This is a genomic window from Wolbachia endosymbiont (group B) of Xanthorhoe designata, from assembly GCF_964028585.1.
Lineage (GTDB): Bacteria > Pseudomonadota > Alphaproteobacteria > Rickettsiales > Anaplasmataceae > Wolbachia.
In genome coordinates this window covers 465185-489970 of sequence record NZ_OZ034794.1, presented here as the reverse complement: position 1 = coordinate 489970, position 24786 = coordinate 465185, and the positions used below count along the sequence as shown (strand labels likewise).

22 protein-coding genes, 1 tRNA gene and 2 pseudogenes are annotated in these 24786 nt (G+C 34.4%); 6 read left to right on the top strand and 19 right to left on the bottom strand.

What is annotated here, in order from left to right; genetic code table 11:
• Positions 1-9 precede the first annotated feature (9 nt).
• On the bottom strand, positions 10-1413 hold the full coding sequence (locus ABWU64_RS02305) for an NAD(P)H-dependent flavin oxidoreductase (RefSeq protein WP_353279782.1): 1404 nt from the start codon (positions 1411-1413) through the stop codon (positions 10-12).
• 422 nt (positions 1414-1835) lie between these two features.
• Here ABWU64_RS02305 and coaE point away from each other — a divergent pair, with 422 nt between their 5' ends.
• A complete protein-coding gene (gene coaE / locus ABWU64_RS02300) occupies positions 1836-2414 on the top strand; it encodes a dephospho-CoA kinase (protein WP_135353052.1) in 579 nt (192 codons plus the stop codon).
• On the opposite strand, the gene ABWU64_RS02295 is transcribed toward coaE, so the two are convergent.
• The 7 genes and pseudogenes from ABWU64_RS02295 to ABWU64_RS02265 form a co-directional block, all read right to left on the bottom strand.
• Positions 2404-3588, bottom strand: coding sequence for a ribonuclease D (locus ABWU64_RS02295; RefSeq protein WP_353274329.1), 1185 nt, complete (start codon positions 3586-3588; stop codon positions 2404-2406). The genes coaE and ABWU64_RS02295 overlap by 11 nt on opposite strands.
• A gap of 84 nt (positions 3589-3672) precedes the next feature.
• Entirely contained in the window at positions 3673-4992 is a 1320-nt protein-coding gene (locus ABWU64_RS02290; protein WP_353279781.1) for a dihydroorotase, read from the bottom strand.
• 98 nt (positions 4993-5090) lie between these two features.
• Positions 5091-6590: a hypothetical protein gene (locus ABWU64_RS02285; RefSeq protein WP_353279779.1), complete on the bottom strand. Its 1500-nt coding sequence runs from the start codon at positions 6588-6590 to the stop codon at positions 5091-5093.
• A 51-nt stretch (positions 6591-6641) separates the two neighbouring features.
• Positions 6642-6752: pseudogene (locus ABWU64_RS02280) on the bottom strand (hypothetical protein); the annotation flags it as partial.
• A complete protein-coding gene (locus ABWU64_RS02275) occupies positions 6749-7531 on the bottom strand; it encodes a lipase family protein (protein ID WP_353279778.1) in 783 nt (260 codons plus the stop codon). The gene ABWU64_RS02275 and the pseudogene ABWU64_RS02280, both read right to left, overlap by 4 nt.
• Before the next feature lie 96 nt (positions 7532-7627).
• Complete coding sequence (locus tag ABWU64_RS02270) at positions 7628-8230, bottom strand: RDD family protein (RefSeq protein ID WP_063630587.1); 603 nt, start codon at positions 8228-8230, stop codon at positions 7628-7630.
• Between the two features lie 23 nt (positions 8231-8253).
• Positions 8254-8336 (bottom strand) — tRNA-Leu (locus ABWU64_RS02265).
• A 102-nt stretch (positions 8337-8438) separates the two neighbouring features.
• Here ABWU64_RS02265 and ABWU64_RS02260 point away from each other — a divergent pair.
• Both ABWU64_RS02260 and ABWU64_RS02255 read left to right on the top strand, forming a co-directional pair.
• A complete protein-coding gene (locus tag ABWU64_RS02260) occupies positions 8439-9881 on the top strand; it encodes a replicative DNA helicase (protein ID WP_063630545.1) in 1443 nt (480 codons plus the stop codon).
• A gap of 347 nt (positions 9882-10228) precedes the next feature.
• Positions 10229-11725 (top strand): proton-conducting transporter membrane subunit, encoded by a 1497-nt coding sequence (locus ABWU64_RS02255; RefSeq protein ID WP_353279851.1) that lies wholly within the window; start codon positions 10229-10231, stop codon positions 11723-11725.
• A gap of 6 nt (positions 11726-11731) precedes the next feature.
• Here the strand turns inward: ABWU64_RS02255 and ABWU64_RS02250 are convergent, their stop codons facing one another.
• The 5 genes from ABWU64_RS02250 to ABWU64_RS02230 all read right to left on the bottom strand — a co-directional run bounded on the left by ABWU64_RS02250 (position 11732) and on the right by ABWU64_RS02230 (position 15317).
• Complete coding sequence (locus ABWU64_RS02250) at positions 11732-12382, bottom strand: VirB8/TrbF family protein (RefSeq protein WP_353279777.1); 651 nt, start codon at positions 12380-12382, stop codon at positions 11732-11734.
• Between the two features lie 29 nt (positions 12383-12411).
• A complete protein-coding gene (locus ABWU64_RS02245; RefSeq protein WP_353274333.1) occupies positions 12412-13206 on the bottom strand; it encodes a hypothetical protein in 795 nt (264 codons plus the stop codon).
• Between the two features lie 36 nt (positions 13207-13242).
• A complete protein-coding gene (locus ABWU64_RS02240; protein WP_015588437.1) occupies positions 13243-14094 on the bottom strand; it encodes a DNA polymerase III, delta' subunit in 852 nt (283 codons plus the stop codon).
• A gap of 17 nt (positions 14095-14111) precedes the next feature.
• Complete coding sequence (locus tag ABWU64_RS02235; RefSeq protein WP_015588436.1) at positions 14112-14699, bottom strand: L-threonylcarbamoyladenylate synthase; 588 nt, start codon at positions 14697-14699, stop codon at positions 14112-14114.
• Positions 14700-14846: 147 nt separating this feature from the next.
• Positions 14847-15317, bottom strand: a complete 471-nt coding sequence (locus ABWU64_RS02230) for a hypothetical protein (protein ID WP_015588435.1) — start codon at positions 15315-15317, stop codon at positions 14847-14849.
• A 75-nt stretch (positions 15318-15392) separates the two neighbouring features.
• Here ABWU64_RS02230 and miaA point away from each other — a divergent pair, with 75 nt between their 5' ends.
• A complete protein-coding gene (miaA, locus tag ABWU64_RS02225) occupies positions 15393-16286 on the top strand; it encodes a tRNA (adenosine(37)-N6)-dimethylallyltransferase MiaA (RefSeq protein ID WP_015588434.1) in 894 nt (297 codons plus the stop codon).
• A 119-nt stretch (positions 16287-16405) separates the two neighbouring features.
• Here the strand turns inward: miaA and ABWU64_RS02220 are convergent, their stop codons facing one another.
• The 6 genes from ABWU64_RS02220 to ABWU64_RS02195 form a co-directional block, all read right to left on the bottom strand.
• Entirely contained in the window at positions 16406-16531 is a 126-nt protein-coding gene (locus tag ABWU64_RS02220) for a hypothetical protein (protein WP_006013387.1), read from the bottom strand.
• Between the two features lie 113 nt (positions 16532-16644).
• A complete protein-coding gene (locus tag ABWU64_RS02215; protein WP_341816081.1) occupies positions 16645-18207 on the bottom strand; it encodes a Mur ligase family protein in 1563 nt (520 codons plus the stop codon).
• On the bottom strand, positions 18176-19408 hold the full coding sequence (metC, locus tag ABWU64_RS02210) for a cystathionine beta-lyase (protein WP_353279776.1): 1233 nt from the start codon (positions 19406-19408) through the stop codon (positions 18176-18178). The genes ABWU64_RS02215 and metC overlap by 32 nt, the downstream gene beginning before the upstream one ends.
• 7 nt (positions 19409-19415) lie before the next feature.
• Positions 19416-19700, bottom strand: a complete 285-nt coding sequence (locus ABWU64_RS02205; RefSeq protein WP_353279775.1) for a BolA family protein — start codon at positions 19698-19700, stop codon at positions 19416-19418.
• 95 nt (positions 19701-19795) lie between these two features.
• Positions 19796-21706: a molecular chaperone DnaK gene (gene dnaK, locus ABWU64_RS02200; protein WP_353279774.1), complete on the bottom strand. Its 1911-nt coding sequence runs from the start codon at positions 21704-21706 to the stop codon at positions 19796-19798.
• 73 nt (positions 21707-21779) lie between these two features.
• Complete coding sequence (locus ABWU64_RS02195) at positions 21780-23537, bottom strand: Rne/Rng family ribonuclease (RefSeq protein WP_353279773.1); 1758 nt, start codon at positions 23535-23537, stop codon at positions 21780-21782.
• A 149-nt stretch (positions 23538-23686) separates the two neighbouring features.
• On the opposite strand from ABWU64_RS02195, the gene rpmG reads away from it, so the two are divergent.
• Both rpmG and ABWU64_RS02185 read left to right on the top strand, forming a co-directional pair.
• Complete coding sequence (gene rpmG / locus ABWU64_RS02190) at positions 23687-23887, top strand: 50S ribosomal protein L33 (protein ID WP_012481745.1); 201 nt, start codon at positions 23687-23689, stop codon at positions 23885-23887.
• A 231-nt stretch (positions 23888-24118) separates the two neighbouring features.
• Positions 24119-24776, top strand: a pseudogene (locus tag ABWU64_RS02185) (IS6 family transposase).
• Positions 24777-24786: the final 10 nt, after the last annotated feature.

Sequence of the window (24786 nt, the reverse complement as noted above, 5' to 3'; positions counted from 1 at the left end):
TCAAGTTAGTCATAAACCTGTCAATATTCTTTCCACCAGCTCCTTTACTGTTGGTACGTTGCCATTCTCATAAAATGGGTCTTGCTTAAATTTGTACACATTGTGTCCAGAAAACATAAGTTCATTTTCAATATCACCGTCATGTATAATGTTTTGCAGTGTCTTTTGTATACAGAAGCTTCGTGGATCTGGTTTTCGCCCTGTTGAATGGTCACCATGATCTTTCCAATTGCTAAATAAGCAGTGACTCAAACATCCCATGCAATTAATTTGATCTTGTCTTATTTCCGCAAATTTGCCTGATGTCACAAAAATAACAGTTGTATCTGGAGTTTTCATTACCTCTGTATACCCTGCTTTAATCCATGCATTTGCTAGCTCTTTGTCTTTTGCAATGAGGTAAATCTTTCTACCTCTGCTACCCATTGCAAATTCATTATTAAACTCTCCACTCACACTTTCTGAAAATTTCATTTGACGTGAATTTCGTTCCTGTAGCTCATGTATGAAGCTATTTCTTACTGCAGATGAGTAAAATCCTGTTGGACTAAATTTGTTTAAAAATACATCACCTTCTTCTAAAGTAAGTAACTTCTTTTTCCATTCTGTAGAAATCGGACTTTCTTTTGTTAAAAGTGGACGAGTGCCAAACTGAAAAGCTATTGGTCCGATTTGTAAATTGTCAAACCAATGTTCCCAATCCTTCAAATTCCACACTCCCCCCGCCATAACAATTGGCGTTTCAGAAAGACCGACTTCATTCATGAAAGATCTAAGCTCTGCAACTCTTTCAAATGGAGCCTGTGATAATTCTGGATCTTCACTATTACTGAGTCCATTGTGACCACCAGCAAGCCACGGATCCTCATATACTACTCCACCAAGTAAAAAAGAAGATATTTTTTGGTAAGCACGTTTCCACAACGCTTTAAAAGCGCGCGCCGATGAGATAATAGGGTAGTAATAAACTTGATATTTAGCTGCAATTTCTCCAAGCCTGTAAGGCATACCAGCACCGCAAGTGATGCCATGAACTAAGCCTTTTGCTTTTTCTAATATGCCATGAAGGACTTGTTCTGCTGCTCCCATTTCCCAAAGCACGTTCATATGTATTCTTCCACGGCCCTTTGATATTTCATTCGCTATTTTTGCTTGACTAACTCCAGCCTCAATACTATACTTGATTAACTCTTCATGCTTTTCATTTCTTGTTTTACCTTTATAAATTAGTGGTACCAGCTCGCCATTGTCATCGATAAGTTTAGCATTTGCACCAGAAAACGTACCAACAGCATCTGCTGCAGCAAATGCTCCACTTGATCTTCCGTCACTAATTGCAATGCCTTTGCCACCTTCGATAATCGGCCACACTTCTTTTCCTGAAATCACTATCTTTTTTATCTTATTTTTCAAAATTTCCTCTTAATCTTTCACTCTATTTTACTTAATTACTAAAAAAATAATAGCTTTTCTTTTTTCTTGTATCATCAGAGCCTCTATAGCTAACAAAGCCTATCCTATACACGCTGCACAAATATTGTAGTTTGAGAGCAATTTCCACCGGAAGGGTGTCATTCCAGTGCTTGACGCTGGAATCCAGTTTTTGATCAAAAATGTTGCTATAGTGCACAATCAATTTTCCTGGATCCCAGTGTCTGGGCACTGGGATGACATCTTTGTGTTTGAGGCAAAATCGGCTATAACATTTAACACACTGCCTTCGCAAATAAATGTTCGTATAGTTATGTGCTTGACATTGGGATCTAGAAAATCTAGTTAATATATATAGAGAAACCTTAGCTATAGTTTCAAAAGAAGTTAATGCATTTTGCTATATGATCATAGGTTTAACAGGTGGAATTGCAGTCGGAAAGAGCTTTGTAGCCAATTGCTTTAAAGAATTTGGTGCCGCTTTGTTTGATGCCGACTCTGTCGTGCACCAGCTTTATAAAGTAAACAAAAACATAATAAGTTACGCAGAAGAAAAATTTCCTGGGGTGATAGTAAATGGAAAAATAGATAGAACAGTATTATCTAAATATTTTTTAGCTTATGATGAAAATTGGAAGCAATTTCAGTCTTTAGTGCATTCCGCTGTGCGAAATGAATTAGAAATTTTTATTGCTCAGGAGAAAGAAAACGACGGAAAATTTCTAGTTCTAGACATTCCACTCCTGCTGGAAACTAGATTCCGTTCATATTGCGATTTTATTGTCTTTATCCATGCAGATAGCGCTGTACAAGCTCAAAGGATCAGTGAGCGTAATATGGATAAAAAAAAGCTGGATCTAATGTCTAGTATTCAGCTACCTATTGAAGAAAAAAAGCAAATGAGCGACTTTATCATCAATACCAGCGCAAATGTTCTTTCTCAAGTGAAAGATATAATAAACTCGTTAGACCTCAACACGTGATACGGTTATTCTCCACAAGATTACTCTGAATTTTAGCTATACTATCAGCAGATTTTACCATTAAAATTTCAAACCTTGAGCCTACATTCAAAAACGATTCTACTGATCTGCCGAAAAAATCATATCTCCATCCCTTGAATAGTTTATCTATCTGCCCAGATATTGAGCCAGCTAACTCAGCTTTTGATGAAATTAACTTTCTTGATATGTTATTTTCCTTACATTTGCTCTCCAAAATAATCGAGAGTATATCAAATACAGATTTATCATAATTATCTGACAGAGTATAATTTTGCTGCACAAATTCCTTCTCATTCTCATTAAAAATATCTATAAATTCTAATAAATCTTCCTCTTTTATATTTTTTGTGTTTCTCTTAAGGTCATCTAAAATATCATCAATATGTTCCACGTTTTTTTCAATTAAACCAGTTACTACGGCATTATTGACTACCTTATTACGATTTATATTGTAACGCTGTGCTAAGGTCTCTTGCCACTCACTAACTGCTTTAACAGTTAACATCAACCTTGGATTTGCTTCATAATTAAATTTAATCCTCTTCCATGCATCTTTTGGATTATGCAAATACTTATTGACATCAACTATTGATTCCATCTCTTCTTGAAACCAGCCCATCCTATTATCTTCTTCAAGTTTATTGCACAATATTTGGTGTAGGTCATATAGGTGTATAACGTCATTTACTGCATAATCTAATTGATCCTCAGATAATGGCCGTTTTAACCAGTCTGAATTTTTAGCTTTAATTTTATCCAGCGCTACCCCCTGATATTGCTCTACTACTTTTGAATAACCAATAAAGTCGTGATAATAATGACAAAACATAGCAGCAACTTGGGTATCAAAAATGGGAGTGGGAACACATTTAAGTACGGTGAGTAAGGATTCTATGTCTTGCCGACAACTATGAAACACTTTGGTTATGTCTCGATTCAGCATTATCTTCTTAATGAGCGATAAGTCAATCTCTGGCACTAGTATATCTACAATAAAACTCTTATCTCCGTAAGAAATTTGCATTAGCGACAATCTTGGGTAATAGGTTAAATTGTTTCTAATGAACTCCGTGTCCACTGCTATAAATTTTGGCTCTTTTGCTATCAATTCTTCACACGCATTCTTCAGTTCCAATGTCGTATTAATTAGCATATATTTTTTATTCAGTGGCTATATTTTACCACTTATATTAAATCTTTACAATTAGTTGAAATTTAAAGCACAACTATATGATAACTAACTCTTCCATAAGTACACAGTTTTGCCAGACACAACAGTACGTACTACGTGCCCTTTTACTTTGCGTCCATCGAAAGGGGAATTTTTTGATTTACTAGCAAAGTTGTCAACTTTAATTTTCCATTCATGATCCAAATCAACTAAAATTAAGTCCGCTGCAAGGTTTTTCTGTACGCGGCCACGTGGCACATGTATGATATCTGCAGGCTTATATGTCAATTTTGCAAGCACATCAAGTAGACCCATTTGTCCACTGTGATATAGTTCAAGTGAAATGGGCAGCATTGTTTCAAGGCCAACAATACCAAATGCAGCATTTTCAAGTGGAAGATCTTTAGAACTAAGATCATGCGGAGCATGATCGGTTGCAATACAATCAATCACACCTGTCTTTAAACCTTCAATCATAGCTAAACGATCTTCCTCTGTACGCAGTGGCGGATTCATTTTTGCGATTGCTCCATGTTGCTTTACTATATCTTCAGTTAAAGTAAAGTGATGAGGAGTTACTTCACATGTAACATTTAACCCCAAATCTTTCGCTCGTTTAATAGCATCAAGTGAATCTTTTGAAGAAACATGTAAAATATGATAGTGTACATTTTCTATGTCCTTCATTAGCAGTATATCACGAGTTACCATAACCGATTCTGATGCACTCAAGATTCCCTTTACTCCCAATTCTTCAGAAATCTTACCCTCATTAATTGCGCCACCAGCAGATAGATTTAAATCTTCTGCATGTTGAGCAATAGGAACACCAAGCATACTTGAATAAAGCAGTGCCTGTCTCATAATCATTGGATTCATAACTGGCATACCATCATCGGTGAACCCAACCGCACCTGCTTCCTTTAAAAGCGCCATTTCAGTTAATTTTTCTTCCGAAGTGGTAATTTTGGCGTAAAATTCAACATTCACATGTGAAGTTTCAAGTGCTCTATATTTCAAATATTTAGCCAAGACAACACTATCAATCGCTGGAACAGTGTTTGGCTGACAAACTACGGTTGTAACGCCTCCTGCAGCCGCAGATTTGCTGCCTGTATGTATAGTTTCTTTATGCTCTTGACCTGGTTCACGAAAATGTACGTGAATGTCAATAAGGCCTGGCATTAGAACAAGCCCTTCACAGTCTATTGTTTCATCAACCCCACTTGTTGAAAATAATGATTTACCAAAATCAATAATTTTATCCCCTTCAGTCAATAAGGAACCTTTTATATCAAGTTTAGTTTCCGGGTCAATAATACGAGCATTAGTATACGCAATTTTATAGCCTTCCTTTTGGCCTTTCTGCAATAAATTCCAAATCATATTTGAGTATCAATTATAAAATAAATCTAAAGTTTTTTTAGTAAAACACAACCAAATTAAAGTGATGGTATAATAACTAGCAATGAAGGATATTTAAATTAATACTCAAGCAGCCGTTCTATTCTATAAATATCATTTTCGATTTTGACATTATCAAGTGCTGTGTTTGCCTTATACGCACAGTAACATCCTACTGCATGAAAAGTTAATGCAGCAGCAAGCGAAACACACATTGCTAAATGAACCATTGTTAAACTTGTGGGAGTGTTAAACAAACTTGTACCAACAGCAAATGCTCCAAATAATACAAAAGAAACAGAAGAATAATTACCTTGCCTTTTACTGTAAGTTCTTGCTTTCAAGAATTTTTCACTTAGCTCTTCATTCTTGCTTTCAAATTGCTTCTGTAGACTCTTCTCTAGTACTTCACTTTTGTTTTCAATTTCTTGCAGCTTTGTCTTTAAGTCGTTATTTTCATTTTCGCGTTGCATTATTTGATCAGTGAACGATTGTCTTGCATCATTCAGCTGCCCTTCCAATTGATTGTTTTGTATAGTCATTTGATCTACTTGATCTTTTAGCTTTGCAATCTCTTTTTTCTTCTTTTCAAGCTGAACTCTTGCTTCATTAGATTCTTTGCTAAGTTGCATGACTTTACTAGTTTCTTCAGCTAGTTTTTGCTCTGATTCTACAAGTTGAACTTCTGTTTGCTCACATTTCCCTTCAAGCTCCCTTGCTTGACTAGACAAATTACTATTTTCCTGTTCAAGTTGAGCTTTTACTCCCCTTAGCCCTCCCTCACTCTCTCTGAATTGAGCTTTAGCATCCCTCAGCTCTTTTTCTGCAAATTCTACCTTTTCTTCTAGCTTAGTTTTTGCTTCCTCAAGTTTCTCCAGTCGATTAGCCAGATTACTATTCTTTCTTTCTAATTCAGCATTTGTTTCCTTAAGTTCCTTTATAGTATCATTAAGCTTAGTTACTTTTTTAGTCTGTCCATTCAACTCTGCTTTCTTTTTTGCAAGCTGATCTTCTATCCTTCGTAGTGCTTCAGTAAGTTTATCTACTTGATCACTAAATTTACTAGCCTTCTGTTGTTCTTGTGTTAACTTTTCACTTGCACCCTTACGCTCCTGTTCTAACTGAATTTGTGCGCTCTTAAATTCCTCAGTTTTTTCAGCCAAGCTTTGTTGTATACTCTTTAACCTTTTCTCTAATTGAGTTTTGTCGTTAGTAAGCTGAGCTACTTCTTGTCCTAGTCGTTTAATTTTCTCTTCTAATTTTGGAGCATATTCAATTGGTATCTCAGAAGGCTTAATGCCTTTATTTTCTTCTCTGACTTCTTCAAAGAATTCCTTATCATCCACATCGACATATGACAAAACTGCATGGTAAAATAGGCCACAAATATAAGCAATATGGCGATACTTAGATGGATTATTATCTGATTTAAAATTTTCCCGCTGTACTTCCTGAATAAGGTTATAATAGGTGTCAATTTTATGATAGTGTGGCTCTAAATACTCTAGAGTTTTACCCGTTTCTAATTTTAATGGTTTACCGACATGTTTATAGTGCATACCGGCATTACCATGTGGCAAACATGGTACCGGATCTGATTGACAAGCTACCCTAATAGTCTTATTTCCAAGACACTTATCGTAAACGTCAGCTGCACCATTGTAGAATACTCTTGGGGAGCCAAAAGTTGCAACATGAACATCTTCGGCATCTTCTGTTTTATTAAGACATAAAGCAGCTATACTAGCAAGAGCACCCTCCCCATGCTATGACCTGTAACATTAATTTTCAAATCTTTGATTGCTAATCCTTTATCATTAGCATGCCCTTTTAATATCTTATGCACACTGGGCCAAGAGCGTTTGAATAAAGAGTAAAAACCAGAATGGACACGATGATCTTCAGGTAAAAATGACAATTTAGCTAAAGATGCACGAAGATCTTCCTTTACATCATTTAAATCACGAGTGCCGTGATAAGCTATAGTTACTTCCTTATCTTTAATAAAAATATAACCAGCATCTCGATTATATGAATTGCTACCAGTTAAAGCATAGCCAATATCATGTTGTTCTAATTTATAATCAGTATCCAAAGAATACTTGTCTTCGATGAGATCATTGTCGTAAAATCTTATAATCTGATAACCTTCTTCTTCAAACTGTCTTTTAGTTTTATATTTACCTTTTTCTAATTTTCTATCCACATTACCATAGGAAATTTTGCTGAAGGTACACATTTCTAGTAATTTTTCTTCATCAAATCCTGCAATTTGCCCTTTTATCAGATCAGCAAGGTCAGAAGCATTCTTTAACTCAGCATCTTTAAAATCTTCTATCTTCTTCCATGCTTTAACTAGGTCAGAAGTTCCTAGCCCATTAAGGTTAAAACTTTGAGCTTCTAATTCGTTCTTAAATGGTTCTAGCGCCTCAATTGCGCATTCTTTTATTTCATTACCACCAATATGTACAATACTATCGCTAATAGAATCCATACTTTGACAATGAGTAATACTTGGCATATTTTTTACCTACTATTTCATTTTAGTATATCATTAATTAATGATATACTAAAATTAATCAATAAAGCTATTAAAATTTTCTTATTTTTAACGAATTTAGTTCATTTTATCACGCTTAAGACTCTTATTTATGACAACCACTGTGTCTGCGATCTTATCATGCCAAGTTTGGCAACGTTTGTCGAAGCTTGCCCATATGAAACCTAAGAATAGTGGTGCAGTTGACAATATAAAGGAAAAAAACCTCTTTATTGCTTGTTTTGGAGTCAATTTTTCAAAAGTTTGTGCATTTACAACTCTGAGTCCAAGTAATAACTTTCCAGGTGTAGCGCCAAATCTTATCCACATATATGCTACATAACTAAAAAGCATAATAAATTGAACTATCTGATTTAGAATTAGTAACTTGATTAGCTTACTCTGCATTGCTGTTTCCTCTGCAGATAGTGGTACCTGCATTTGATATTTTGCAGCAATTTGGCCTAATATTTTACTGCTCTCTGAGCTCATGAAGAGTTGATTTAAGGCCTGACCGCAAAACTGCAAAAATAAAACGATGATGATTAAATCAAGCAGCACTGACAAATAGCGTCTAAGTCCCGTTACATAGCATATTCCATTATCATCCTTTTTCACTTTTTGAATAGCATTTATAGAAGAAAGAATGGAAAATAAACGATTAAAAATTTTATGTAACATATATGCATTTTCCAATGTTTGAGTGCCCCTGGCCGGACTTGAACCAGCATGCTTTTGCAAGCAACAGATTTTGAGTCTGCCGTGTCTACCATTCCACCACAGGGGCCTACTTTAATGCTATAAGCAACACAAGATTAGTCAAATTTTTTATCTTTTAAGTAAGGACTGAATATTCTACAATAATCAATCATTACTCTGAAAACTTAAAATGAATGAATTAGCTAATCTTATTGATTCAAGAGAAGAAATATGTAAATTGCCACACAATTTAGAAGCAGAGCAAATGCTCATTGGTGCAATGATTCGTGATAATAGAATTTGTGATGCAGTTGAAGATATAATTGCAGCAGACAATTTCTATGATCCACTACATCAAAGCATTTTTACCCAGATATCTAAAACCAGAAAACACGGCATAGTTGCCAATGAACTAAGCCTTAAGATGTTTTTTGAAAATGATAAAGCATTTGCCGAATGTGGTGGAGTTGAGTACCTAGCAAAACTTGCAGCAAAGGCAAGCATTGCGCTTGATATCTATAGCTTGACCAGAATAATCCGTGATACTTATTTAAGGAGATGCTTAATCAAGCTCGGGCAGGAGATAGTTGACGATAGTTACAACTACGACATTGAAAATCCTGCACAGTTACAAATTGAGCAGGCAATGACAAAATTGTTCAACTTAGCAGTAAAAAAGCAAGGTGATAAGACATATATAAAGCTTGCAAGTTCAATTAAAGATGTGGTTGAGAAGATCAGCAAGCTGAAGAATAACCCAGAGGCTCTAGGTATTACAACCGGACTTCAAGATCTAAACCAGCTTCTTGGTGGTTTGCAGAAATCTGATCTGTTAATTATAGCTGCAAGGCCCTCAATGGGAAAGACAGCATTGGCACTGAACATCGCACTTAACGCTTGTAAGATTTTGCAAAAAAGAACAGATAAACAACACTACGTAGCTTTTTTCTCACTTGAAATGTCAGCAGAGCAATTAACCGCAAGATTGATTACTATAGATTCAGGCATTGGTTATTATAAGGCACTGACTGGGAGAATTAGTGATTTTGAATTACATGAATTCATTAATGCTAGTACAGGTCTATCAGAATTACCTTTCATAATAGACGATACTCCTGCTCTATCAATTAGTGCCCTTCGTACCAGAATACGACTGCTATATCAACTATACAATGTAGAGGTGGTATTTATCGATTATCTGCAATTAATTCGAGGAACAACAAAAAGGAGTAGTGAAAATAGAGTGCAAGAAATCTCAGAAGTGACGCAGGGTTTAAAAGCAATTGCAAAGGAACTAAATATTCCCATTGTTGCACTATCACAGCTCTCTCGTTCTGTTGAGCAAAGGGATGATAAAAAACCACAACTTTCTGATTTACGTGATTCAGGAAGCATAGAGCAGGATGCGGATATAGTAATGTTCCTCTATAGAGAAGAATATTATGAATTAAGAAAGCAACCAAATGAAGGAAGTAATAAACATCGAGAGTGGCAAGAGAAAATGGAGAAAATTAGAAATATTGCAGAGCTGATCATTGCAAAACAAAGAAACGGGCCAATTGGCAGTGTGAAGCTACATTTTGACTCCAATAGAGGTGCATTTAAAGATTATACAGAAAGATATAGTCTGTAGCGGTTTTGAGTAATTCTGGAAGTGTTTAACAAACCATACGTGCCAAATTAAGAAGCTATCGTGAAACATAGCAATATTTAAGATTGGCATTTTATTTGTTACATTTATTTTTTTAGGAAATTCCTATCTAGGATAAGATAATCTTTTAGAAAGATCTATAAATTACTAACCTTATTACTTAATATATAAAATAGTTTTTTCTTATTTCCTTTCTTCCTTACGCCACTTTTTCTTAACTTGATGCGTATGGTTTATTTAACACTTCCGATATACAACTAAAAAATAGCAAATTCTCTATAACTTGAATATAATTTTAGCTTTACCTAAACAGAAAGATGAATTACTTAATGGATTTTGTTTTAATATCTCTTTCCTTGCCACTTTTTATTACTGAGAATTATTTGTTAATTACTGCGTTGATCCCACTTTTAAGTGCATTAGCTATTTCTTTTACTAGTAAATGGCCCAGAGTGAACAATAGCATTACTGTTGTTTCTTCTATGCTTCTATTTGCGTATACATCTCTATGCACTTTATATTTGGTGTATGGTGATCATTCTCAATTTATTCTCATGGACTTTGGTAATAATTTGCATATTAGTTTAAAGTTAGAGTCTAGTGGAGCAATATTCAGTTTATTAATATCATTTTTGTGGGTACTAACCAGTATATATGCAATATGTTATATGCGAAATAACTATGCTGATAGTAACTACTCGAGTTTTCTATGCTTTTTTTCAATAGCGATTAGCTGTGCAATGTTTATTGCTTTTTCTGGAGATTTGCTCACTACATTTGTCTTTTACGAGCTTCTAACTATTAGTACATACCCTCTGATTACTTACAATTCAACAAATGAATCAGTAATTGCAGGACGCTATTACTTTGGTTTACTATTTTTCTCTTCTTTAGTGTTATTTTTTCCTGCAATAGGCCTCTTATATAATGAATTCCATACTTTAGACTTTGTAAGAGGTGGAATATTCAAGTTTGATACTTCGTTCATAACTTTTATTGCAGTGTGTTTTGCTATGCTGATTTATGGAATAGGAAAAGCTGCATTAATGCCAATGCATTTTTGGTTGCCAAAAGCAATGGTTGCACCAACTCCTGTAAGCGCACTACTACATGCTGTTGCTGTTGTGAAATCAGGAGTGTTCATCATCATCAAAGTTATATTATACACTTTTGGCATCGATAATATGCAACGTTTTGCACAGCAAAGTTGGTTTGCTGGAGGATGGCTTCCGTACGCTGCTGGATTTACTATTATTACTGCATCGTTAATTGCATTAAAGCAAAAGGAATTAAAGAAATTGCTTGCTTATTCTACTATCTCTCAGTTGTCATATATTATATTGTTCGCTTCAATTTTTAGTGAATTTAGCATGAGGGTTGCAATTTTTCAATTAGTTTGCCACGCATTTGCAAAAATCACTTTGTTTTTCACTGCTGGAGCAATAATAACGAAAACAGGTGAGAAATACATAGATAGAATTCACGGTATAGGACGTAGTATGCCAATTAGTATGATAGCATTTACTATAGGTGCATTGTCCATGATAGGGGTACCACCTGCTCCGACTTTTTGGAGCAAATTTTTCATTTTTCAAGCTGTTTTTAACTCTAGTAATGTAACACTTTCTGTATTTGTAGCTCTGGTGTTAATTGTCAGTACTATACTCAACGCTCTATACTTCTTACCGATAATTTACAATGCCTTTTTCTTAAAACCTTCTAGAAATTATTTTATTAAAAAGACACCAATGCTTCTAATTTTACCTCCAGTTGTTACTGCTGTATGCACTTTAGTTATTTTTTTTAGCTACCAAGTAATTTTTTAAATGTAATCACCTGTATTTATAGCCGTTAACAATAAATTTAAATGGTATTATACCAGTTAGAGTTGCTTTCATGTTTGATAAAGTAAAGCTAACCTCCACAGCATAGTCTTTCATTTTCTTATTTTGCTCAGCTGCAAAAAGTACAGTGGCATTTCCAGCAAATGTAACTAAGTCCTTGATCGATCGGTCAATAGATAGTGTTGTTACGTTTGTGTTGGTAATTTTTCTTGTGGATGAAACAGCTTCATTGTTTACTTTTTCCTGAAAGTCTTGATAGATTTTATATATAGAATTGTTTTTTATAAAATTTTCTTGATACTTTGATTCAACGATCTGAGAGGACTCGTATGCTTCAACGTATTGACTTACCAAGTACCTTGCTATGGAAGTGTATTCATCTTCTTTTTCACTAAAACTAAGTTTATGTATTGTAGAAAACTCATCTTCCGTGTGGTTCGTGTACTTCACAAAATTTAAATCTTTTTTAACAGGAAGTAATAGGTATATGTTTAGTAATGATAAAAATAAACATACTAAGAGAAGTAACGCTATTAACGCCATCCAAGATCTTTCTACAACGCAGAACATGTATCTGTGGCAATACCATTCTACTGCTTTCCTGAAATAACTTTTGTTTTTTACTGATTCAACTTCCATAACCTAATTATAATAACTCTAAAAAAACTTTAAAATATGTCTAAATTTTCCAAAAAAGGATGGATGACTATATCACCTTGTTCCGCAATAAGGTAGAATTTGTCGATTTTGCTCACATCTAAATTTATCATTTTTACACTGAAGCTTTCAGGATCATAAGTATTACTTTCTGCACTTTTGTGATAATTATAGTAGTGTAATTTATTTTGATCATCAAAATAACCAAATTCATCAGCAAGGGTTCCCACTTTTCTGCCTTTACCGTCTCTGACTAGCTCAAATAGATCAATTACATGATTTTCAGATCCAGGCTCAATAAGACCTCCTACAGCAAAAAATTTAGGTGCATGACCAACATACTCCTTAAATTTTAGATTATTAGTCTTTTTTACACTACCAAAATCCACGAATTTATATTCATCTGAAAGATCAGAATATTGTGGATCATACTTTTTATATTCAAAAAACTCATTACCCAAAAAATTACAAAACGTTAGTTTATAGTCATCATGATTGAGTTTAATAACTTTAAGATAATGAAAATCTCTAGGAATCTTTACTTCCTCTTCCGTAATATGATTACGTACAACAAGCTCATCATTGAGCATATAATAGCCAATTTTTGGCAAAGTAGCTATATTGATTGACTTGTTTAGCTTAAAATTTGCTTCATAAATGCCACTTGATAGCTCCTTTCCTTTTTCTAGAGTTACGTCTTGATCTGAAGCTATATTCTTAATTAAGCTTAATTCTTTCTGCATGTTCAATATGGCTTTCGTCAAAACTTCTATTGATTGCCATACAGTTAATTTACTATCATTCAAGTTATATACTTTCAGTATTAAATTAGCAGAATTTTATCATAAATTTATGTTAAAAGTATTACACTTTTGTGTCACGATATTAACTACATTAGCTAAAACATGTTTTTTATCTAAGCGAAATTGCTTTGCAGCAACGAAAAGTTCATCTATTTCTTTCCACTGACTTAGCAGAATTTCAACATTATTTACTTCTTTCTTTATACTTTCTAAAATGAAGGTTTGAATTATATGTGACGCTAGTTCTAGATCAATTTCACTATTAATTATTTTGCTAATTATATCAGAATCATTGAGATTACGGAAAAGCGTGTAAAAATACTTATGTGTTTCATAAGCACCACTGTTTATTGCATCTATTATTGCTCCTGGAGTTCCAGGGAATAAATTCATGGTTTCATTAAATATTTTATCGTCAAATTTACATTGAGATGCAACAACTTGCTTTGTTTCATCGTAAGTTAATGGAAGTAAATTCAGCTGAAAACACCTACACCGGATGGTGGTTTGTATATCATATGGTTTATGGCTAATTATAAGTATTTTAGAATTTTGTGGCGGCTCCTCTAATATTTTTAATATTGCATTTTTAGCATTATTAGTCATTGACTCTAAGCTATCTATTATAGCTATTTTATATTCTGATTGAATGGGACTTAAGTGCAAAAAGTTTTTCATTTCTCTCACCTTTTCCACTCCTATTGTATCACCTTCAACAATTCGTAAGTCTAATGCTACTTCATCATAATTTTTGACAAGAAACCAATTAGAAAAGGATTTTGCGAATGTCGCTTTTCCTATACCTTTTTTACCACAGACCAGCCAAGATTGAACAGATAAGTTGTTCATTATCCTTTTTTTTGCTTGGGTGTGGCCTATCACTTTTTTCATTCTTTCTCCTATAGATCTTAGCTTGAAAATGCGTTATTTATTGTTTGCAATGAAATTTTGCCTTTTCTTAAAACCTTAATCTTATCTCCAGTTAAGTCAATAATAGTAGATTCTATACCAGAAACTAATTCATCATCTTCAATTACTGCAGATAAGTGTTGCTTAATAGACTGAGGTATATCTCTTGCTTTGCATATACTTTTTTCTCCTGAAATGTTAATACTAGTTGCAACTACTGGAGTTTTCAGTTCATTTAATATTGAAATCGCAATAGGATGATCAGGAATTCTTATGCCTATACTATCTTTAAAGCACTCATTTGGTAATATACTGTTATCTTGAAGTGGTAAAATATAGGTCATTGGTCCAGGAGAAAAATAGTTTATTAAATCGATATACTCTTCCTTTACCTTTGCTATATTTATCAAACTATCAATATTACTAACAAATACAGAGAGCGGCTTGTTTTGAGAACGCTTTTTTATTCGATATATTTTTTCTATAGATTCCTTACCTAGCGCATTACAAGAAAGAGCATATACTGTCTCTGTTGGAAAGCATGCTAACAAATTATTTTTTATTGCATTTATTACTTCAAATACCATATAGCTAAAACTTATGTCTACAATAGCTCTGGGTTTACCGTTATATCGCTATATGGTAGCAATTAAGATACCGAAATGGCTAGCGCGCATCTATTGCATACTTACAATAAATTTTATCAGCAACTGCTCACTTTTACAACAGATCTGCTACAACCCGAACTCCTCATTGATTTTATCGACTATCGTCTGTGGTGGATCATCTCCCCATCCTGAATATAAAATCTCTCCATAATCTGCAACATCTATAGAGCCAGTTCTGCTTTTTGCTAGAAACATCTCTCTTTTTTCTTTATCAACTAATACATAGTGCCAAGCTGACCTTCCACGGTCTTTACCACGGACTAAGTATATGAGATCTGATCTACTTCTTCTTGTTGCATCAGCAAAGGATCTTTCATTGATAGTTCTGCTTTTACTCTTTATGCCGCCACTTTCAGAAAAAGCTTCCTTGGCTTCAGCTTTTTTGTTTGCCAATTCAGAAATTTTTCCTTTTGCTCCTAGTGCATGTTCTTTGGTATTTTGAGATGAATACTTACTGGAAAAACCTCCTCTTGTCTCATTAGAAGTCCTATTTGTAAAACGCTTAGTAAATGAGTTATCGTTATCATTTTCTGCCATAAAAGTCTCCAAATTTTAGATTGTAGAATCCAAATTTTTACTACACCCTATCATAGGTTAGTTAAATTAATATAAATGAAAGATAATATAGTAATTATTACAGGAATTACAGCCTCAGGTAAATCAGAATTATGCGATAACTTGATAAAAAAGTATAAAAACATTAGCATAATAAACTGTGACTCAAAGCAGGTATACAAAGAGATTCCCGTAATTACCGCTCAACCACCAAAGCAGAAAGAATTTTATAGGCTATACGGTTATGTTTCAGCAAGAGAAAATTATTCCGTAGGTTTATGGCTAGAGGATTTAAAGAGGGAAGTTAACAACGCGCTGAAAAATTCACGAATACCCATCATCACTGGAGGAAGTGGGCTTTACATTAGCAGCTTAATCAAGGGATTATCATCGATTCCACAAATAAGCCAGGAAGTGAGAGAAAACGTAAATGAACTTAGGAAAAATTTAAGTAAAGAGGAATTCTACAAATTAGTGCTAAGCAAAGATCCAAGGATTCAAGGTAAAATATTTATTAATGACTCACATCGCCTCTCAAGAGCACTTGAAGTTATCACTGAAACTGGCAAGACAATCTTTGTATGGCAAGAAAATAGACAGCCTCCTTTGTTCAATAATTTTAAGGTATATACAATTCTACCTAAACGTGAGGGTATATACCGAAAAATAAATTCTCGTTTTATTGAAATGGTTGAAAATGGAGCAATTGATGAAGTAAAAAACCTACTTAGCATGAACCCATCTCCACATTTGCCAGCTATGAAAGCACATGGAGTACCAGAAATTATAAGATACTTAAAAGGGGAGATTACTTTAGACGAAGCAATACAGATTGCTCAAACAAACACAAGACACTACGCAAAACGCCAGTACACTTGGTTTAAAAACCAGTTCCCAAGTTCTGAAGTAATTGACTGTGCAAGCAAATTGACAGAATTTGGAATATTTTGATTATTATGTATTATATTGCTATGCCTATGCAAACTTTTCTTGATAGTATTAAACTTTTTTCTTAAAGAACTTTCATCATTGCCTAAATTGTGATTATTAAATTCTTTGTAAAAATATTCTTACTTATGAAGCGCTACTATACCTGTAAGAGCCTTTATCACTAAATGAACTATATCACGCAATATTTCATCCTCAATTTTTCTATATTCTCTCACTAATCTTGTAACCACAATCTCCACTTTCATATCCTTGTATAGCTCTTCTCATAATAGTAGGAACAAGATAAGATAGTGATTTAGTGTAATAAGAAGGTAAAAATGCCAGCAGCGTACAGTTATGACTTAAGGAAAAAAGCCATTCAGGCGTTGGATGAAGGAAAGAGCAAAACAGCAGTAGCAAATTTTTGGCCCTCTCTAATAACTTCAACATCACTAAATTCAAGGGCTTGGCCTTCTATTATTTGGAACCTTTCATGTCCTTTTCCTGCAACTAGCAGAATCATATTTTCATCATGTGCTATATTTATACCTTTCTCTATAGCTTTTTTTCTATCTCCTATCTCCAGTGCATCAAGGCAATGTAACAAAATATCGTGACGAATTTTCCCCGGATCTTCATCACGCGGATTGTCGTCTGTGACTATAACTTTACCTGCAAGCATTTGTGCTATTTTACCCATCTCTGCACGTTTTGTTTGATCACGATTCCCGCCACAACCGAACACTAGAACTATCTTTTTATTGAAGTGCCATTTTAAAGACAACAGAGCTTGTTTGAGTGCACTTGGAGTATGAGCGTAATCGACAAATGCAAAAGTGTTCACTTTTTCCATTCTTCCAGGTGGAGAAGCGAGTTTATCTATACACATTCTTTGATAGTCCATACCAGATGAAATAACTATACCGATTGCACACAACAAATTATATGCTTGAAATCGCCCAAAAATCGGAAAAAATGCGTTATAAATTTCATCACCGATTTGAATTGTCAGGTATTGACCATTGGCAGTGGGTATCTGCTTTAATAAAGTAATGTCAGAGTTTTTTTTTCCATAGGTTATAACTTTGTTGCCACGCTTTTCAGCTATGTTGAGCAACTCTCCATATTCGCCTATATCTGCATTTAAAATCGCTGTTTTTTCTTTTGGCAATACCTCATCAAACAACCTTTTCTTGGCCTCAAAATACTCATCGATACTTTTGTGATAGTCCAAATGATCTTGAGAGAAATTAGTAAAAGCTGCAGCATTGAGCCTGAGTCCATGGATTCTATATTGATCGATTCCATGGCTTGAAGCTTCTAATGCTAAGTGTTCTACGTTCTTATTATTTATGTCACGCAATGTGGAATAAAGATCATCTGCACTTGGCGTTGTAAGGCTATTATCTTTTCTATTATTATTGACACATGTTCCCAGTGTTCCTATAGACGCTGCATTATCTTGCCAAATCTGGCGACAAAATTCCACCACTGAAGTTTTACCATTCGTACCAGTTACAGCAGCAACATATTTAGGTTGTTTGAATTGATAAAACCTGCTGACTATTTCACTGTATATTCCTTGAGGGTCCGAGTGGTAAAGCACTGCAAAACTTGGAGTACTTGTCATTCCAGTGCTTGACACTGGAATCCAGTTTTCATTATACAATTGTCTAGTATGCTTGTTTACAATTAAATTTTCTGGATCCCAGTGTCTGAGCACTGGGATGACATCTTTCTTGGCCCCTTGTATCACAACGTCTACACAGTTGTGTACACATCCAGTAGGAAGACATGTTGCGTGTTCTTTACTCCTTTCTGATATACAAACAAAAAGGTAACCTTCTTTAACTCTCTTAGGATTACATGTGACGCCTTTGATTTCAATATCAAAGTCAGCATTTACAATGTTATGCAGTAGCTCTTTCAGTCTCACAATCATCTTTAACACTTGAACATGGCAGTCTTATTAATGCAGTATTCAAGTCAAAAATCAAATCTTCAGGATCTTCTAGTCCGCAAAATATTCGCACAAAACTTCCACCATAATCTGAATTCATTACAGATCTTGACATAGATCTATGGTCTATTGGTAATATCAAACTGTCACATCCTCCCCAAGAAGCACCGATGCCGAAAACTTTCATGTGATCAACCATGCAGCTTAGTTCCTCACATGAATATTCTCTATCTAGTACTATACTAAATACACTACTTGCCCCTTTGAAATAACTTTTCCATAATTCATGTTGAGGGTGGGAGGGAAGTGCTGGATACAAAACTCTTTTGATTTTTGGATGTTTTTCCAGCCACTTTGCCACTTGCATTGCTGTACTTTGATGCTTCCTCATGCGTGTTTGCAGTGTTCTAAGTCCCCTGTGTGCAAGGTAACAGTCATGCGATTGAATGGTGACTCCATAATTTTTATAGCTCTCATAAAGCAATTTAAAAGTTTTACCTTCAGCAACCATAGCTCCCATCACTAAATCTGAGTGACCAGCTAGATACTTTGTCACCGCATATAGTGCAACATCAATTCCATAATCAAGCGGCTTAAACAACAAAGGAGTGGCCCATGAATTGTCACAAACGGTTACGATTCCACATTCTTTAGCAACTTTTACTATATGCTCTATATTTGAAATCTCAAACGTTATAGAACCAGGAGTCTCAATCATGATGAGTGAAGTATTACCCTGAACTAAATCAGTTATATCCTGTGTCGGATTATAAAAAGTTACTTCTACTCCTCTTTTTGGTAGTTCATTTTCGGCAAATCTCTTTAGTCTATAATAACTATTATCTTGTATCAAGACATGCGAACCTGCTTTAGTGAAAGTCAAAATAGCAAAAGTAAGTGCAAATAATCCAGAAGGGTAGATGAGTGCTTGCCCCCTACCCTCAATTTCAGCTAGTGCATTTGAAAAATAATGAACAGTAGGCGTACCAACATTACTATAGCTGTAATCCCTTGCAACACCATCATTGATCACATCATATATACTCTCCCCATTCGCTGCACTTAAGTAATCCTTGTAAGTAGGAAATAATATGGTAGAAGAATGATAAACTGGTGGGTTCATCGATCCTTTATAATCATTAAATTTTCTTCCTGCTTTAACTAATAAAGACTCTCCTCTCACGTTTCTACTATTTATTTTTTAAATTATATTCACTTTGCGTATATAAGTTAAGAGAAATCGAATGTACTCGTTCTATTTCACTCTTTAATAATTCATAGATCAATTTATGCCTCTTCAAAGAGCTCATTCCAGAAAAGTCGTTAGATATTAATACTAATTTGATATGTGAAGGTAGTGTCGAAGAAGAAGCAAAATAATGATCTACATGCTTTGCTGATTCATCGATAATATTAATATCAATTACACCTATTGAATCGCGTAATTTTTCTTCTATTGTCTTAATAATATCCACAATAGTTCCTTTAAGCAACAATACAGTATAGTCTTCCTCTTGTCATTCCAGCTTCAAATACTGAAATGACAAGAAGAGTGATACAGCAATCACAATTACTTATTTTCCTCTTTATTATCTATGTCTTGATAATCAGAATCTACTACTTTTTCTTCCTCATTATTTGTTGTGGATGAGCTTTCTCCACCTTGTTGTTGAGATTCCTTATACATAGCTTCTCCAAGTTTCATAGATAACTGAGAGAGGTTAGTAACTTTCTGTTGTATTGAATCAGCATCATCAATGTTGTCAGATTTACTTACTTCCTTTAGCTCATTAACTGCATTTTCAATAGCAGATTTATCTTCTGGAGAAATTTTATCACCATATTCTTTCAGAGATTTTTCTGTAGAATGGACTAAGCTATCCGCTTGATTCTTCACTTCAATAAACTTTTTGCGCTTTTCATCTTCTTGCGCTTTTTCTTCAGCTTCTTTTACCATGCGATTTATTTCATCATCAGATAGACCACCTGAAGACTGAATACGTATTTTTTGCTCTTTTCCAGTAGCTTTATCCTTTGCAGAAACATGCGCTATTCCATTTGCATCTATATCAAATGTCACCTCAATTTGAGGAACCCCGCGAGGAGCAGGTGGTATTCCTTCTAAACTAAACTGACCAAGCAGTTTATTATCAATCGCCAATTTTCTTTCACCTTGATGCACCTTAATTGTAACAGCTGTTTGGTTATCATCTGCAGTTGAAAATACCTGAGATTTTTTAGTAGGAATAGTAGTATTACGTTCAATAAGTGGAGTAAATACTCCCCCTAAAGTTTCAATACCAAGGGAAAGTGGAGTTACATCAAGTAGTAACACATCTCTTACGTCACCTTGAATGATCCCCGCTTGTATTGCAGCTCCAATTGCTACAACTTCATCAGGGTTAACCCCTCTGTGTGGATCTTTGCCAAAGAATTCTTTAACTTTCTCTATGACTTTTGGCATACGAGTCATGCCACCAACAAGAACTACTTCACCAATTTGACTAGCAGACAAACCAGCATCTTCAAGAGCTTTTTTGCAAGGAATTATAGTCCTTTCAATCAAATCATTCACTAAACTTTCAAGCTTTGCTCTTGTTAGCTTCATATTTAAGTGTTTTGGGCCACTTGCATCAGCTGTAACAAACGGTAGATTTACTTCTGTTTCCATTGCACTTGACAATTCTACCTTTGCTTTTTCTGCAGCTTCTTTGATTCTTTGCATAGCCATTGGATCGTTTTTCAAATCAATGCCATTACTTTTCTTGAATTCACCCAGTAAATAATTTACTACTGCATTATCGAAGTCTTCCCCTCCAAGGTGAGTATCACCATTTGTAGCCTTTACTTCAAAAACTCCGTCACCTATTTCAAGAACTGAAATATCAAATGTACCACCACCAAGATCATACACTACTATTGTGTGTCCGCGCTTTTTATCAAGACCATAAGCAAGTGCTGCAGCAGTTGGTTCGTTAATTATTCTGAGGACATTTAATCCAGCAATTTTTCCTGCATCTTTTGTTGCTTGACGTTGAGAATCATTGAAGTACGCCGGCACTGTTATCACAGCATCTTTTACTTCCTCCCCAAGATAAGCCTCAGCTGCTTCTTTCAGATTTTGTAGTATAAATGCACCAATTTGACTAGGAGAGTATTCTTTACTATCAGTTGTTTTAACCCATGCATCCCCATTTTTTGCTGCAAACACTTTATATGGAGCTTGTAGATTTTTCATTTCAGGATCACTATATTGGCGACCTATCAATCTCTTAGTTGCAAAAAAAGTATTACTTGCATTGGTAGTTGCTTGCCTTTTTGCTGGAGCGCCAATCAACCTTTCTCCAGATGAAGTAAATGCAACTATAGATGGAGTAGTTCTTGCTCCTTCTTTATTCTCGATTACTTTTGCATCCTTGCCTTGCATTATTGCAACACAAGAATTTGTTGTTCCAAGATCTATACCTATTGCTCTTCCCATAATGAATACTCCCTTTTAAATATTATCTGATGTAAAATATATAAGTATAAAACTCGTTAATTACAAGTCCCGTTTAGTTGTTAGGGCTCAAAAGGCGCGAAAGCCATTTAGTTAACCAAAAGTTGCCCGGTAGTTTATCTGAACTACCAGCTTCTTTATCCCCGCTATTCACAATTTGACATCCAGAATTCTGCAATGGCTTATAATCATTAAAATTAACATGATCTCCTTGCTTTAAAATAAATGTATCTGCATCTAAACTATTATCAATACTAACATTTAATGTAATATTGAACTCTTTTTCGATTGTAGAAACCATATCACGCTTATTATTAAAAATGTGCGCTATAACTGCACTGCGTGCTATTAAATCAAAGGACTTATTTTGATTTTTATTAGCAATATGTTGCAAATCCCTTAGTATCGATGCAACAACCACTTCGTTTGATTTCACTCTTCCAATACCTTTACAGCGCAAACACTCTGTAGTATTAATTTCCTGTATATTTGGTTTAATTCTTTGTCTTGAAAAGACCATTAAACCAAAGTCATTGATAAAGCTAAATTGAACTTTAGCTCTATCATCTTTAAACGCCTGCTTGATAGCAAATTCAACATTTTTGCAATACTCAAGTTTCAACATGTCAATAAAATCAACAACTATTAACCCTGATAAGCCCCTGAGATTCGCTTGCCTTGATATTTCAGATAATGCCTCCATATTAGTTCTATAAGCTGTTTCTTCTATGTTATCTTCTCCTGTCATTTTTCCTGAATTTACGTCTATTGAAACAAATGCCTCAGTTAAGGTTATCACCAAAGACCCGCCAGATGGTAATTCTACTCTATTGCTATATAATTCAGAAATTTGATCTTCGACTCGATAGTAAGTAAAGATTGGAACAGAGCCTCTATATAACCTAGGACGTAATTTTCCTTGTAACACATTTTTAGTGTATTTTCTTACCGCTTCACAAACTTCTCTATCAGATACTATAATTTCTGTATCATTACTACAAAAGTCACGTACAGATCTCATAACTACATCTGCTTCGTTGTAAATTAATGATGGAACATTTAAAGAAGAGAAGTTTTGCTGGATATTTTGCCATAATAAGGTCAAATTATTGTAATCTTGCTCAATTTCTTTCTTACTTTTTCCTGCACCAACAGTTCTTACTATTAAACCTGAACTTTTTGGTAAATTTATTGAATCTAATATATCCTTTAACTGTTTTCTAACGTTGGTATCTTCAATTCTGCGAGATACTCCACCCCTACTTATGGAATTGGGCATGAAAACACAGTATCTACCGACCAAAGTTACGTATGTTGTAAATGAAGCTCCTTTATTTCCTCGTTCTTCTTTAGTTAATTGAACCAATAACTTTTGATTTACTGAAATCACATCTTGTAACTTATATTTTCTATGTAAAGGTACCTCCCTCACAAAACCACTGCTGGATTCATTACTAGCTGTAGAATCTAGGCCTTCTTCTGTGCAATTATCATTTGAACAGTCCACACCACTCGAATAGCCTTCGTCAGGGAAAATTTCCTTCTCTTTTTCTGGAATATTAAAGTAATTTAGAGATATCTCAGAAAAAGACAAAAAACCTTGCTTATTTTTTCCATACTCAATGAACACGGCCTGCAAAGCAGGCTCTATACGCTTTATATAAGCAACGTATATATTACCTCTTAATTGTCTTTTTTCCTTGAATTCTTGTTCAAACTCTACAACCCTATCATTAACTAGTAGGGCAACCCTTACCTCGTTAGAACAGGTAGTACTTTCTATCAACAATAACCTTTTGCCATCACTTGCCACTTATTTACCGTCTGCTTTTCATTCTGAAATGTTCTTATACTACTTAATACATTATTGATTGTCAAGAATTTTGCGATCTGCATTATTGGGTTGACTTTTAGTGTTTTGCGTAATAAACTTGCATAGAGTTTATTATATCACTAACAATTATGGCGAAAAAAAATGCTTCTTTGCTTGTCAAGCTGGTTAGCACTGCAACTAAAACAACAAAAACTGGAGAAGAGAAACTAACAGGCTATTTTTGTGTAAAAAAACGTAATCCTAAGAACCTTCCCAAGAAGCTCGAGTTTAGGAAGTATGACCCAGTGGTCAGAAGACACGTATTATTTAAAGAAGAAAAATTAAAGTAAGTTTATCGTTATATACAATTTATAACCAAGTTATACTATAACGATAGAGCTAAACAGTATAAGATAAAAGTACAAAACACAGAAAATACTTTGAAGATTAGCTAGCCTAAAGTGCATATGTTAGTAGATCAAAATCGAAGGGTTTTCCCTAGAATACTTGCTCAACGGTTCTGTCGCATTTGTAGGGAAGTAGAAAGAAGAATGATATAATTGTCTAAAAATAAAGCAAAGATGTTTCGTATCAATCAAAAATTATTGCCATATTTCAAAGGATTTAGCTTTTCAGCGATGTTATCTGTATACATGAAATGTCGATTCTCTTTGAGCTATCGAGATTTGGAAGAAATTATGAGTATAAGGGGAGCAAAAATTGACCATGCTACGTTACAAAGTGGTTTATCACCACTGATAGATTAGGCAGTAAGGAAAAGAAAGAAGCAGGTTGGTAGTAATTGGAGAGACCTACATTAAATTAAACGGTAAATGGGTTTATTTATATAGAGCACTATTGGTAATACTGTAGACTTCCTCTTGTGTGTTAGTAGAGACAAGTCTGCAGCACTTGCATTCTTTCGTAAAGCCTTCAGGAGTAACTATCTTCCTGAGAAAATTGTCATTGATAAAAGCGGCAGTATTACTGCCGCTCTTGATGATTTGAATGCAGAAATTTCTGAAGATTACAGTTCTTCAAATAAAATATCTAAATAATATTGTTGATAGGTTTATCAAGAAGCGAATAAAGCCTATGCTTAGTTTTAAAAATTTTCATTCCGCAAAGATTACTATTACAGGTATAGAAAATATTCGCATGATTCAGAAAAAACAAATTATCGGAGCTAATGACAATGTTTCTACTTTTGAGAATTTTGCTATGTTAATGGCTCTATAACTCCTATAAT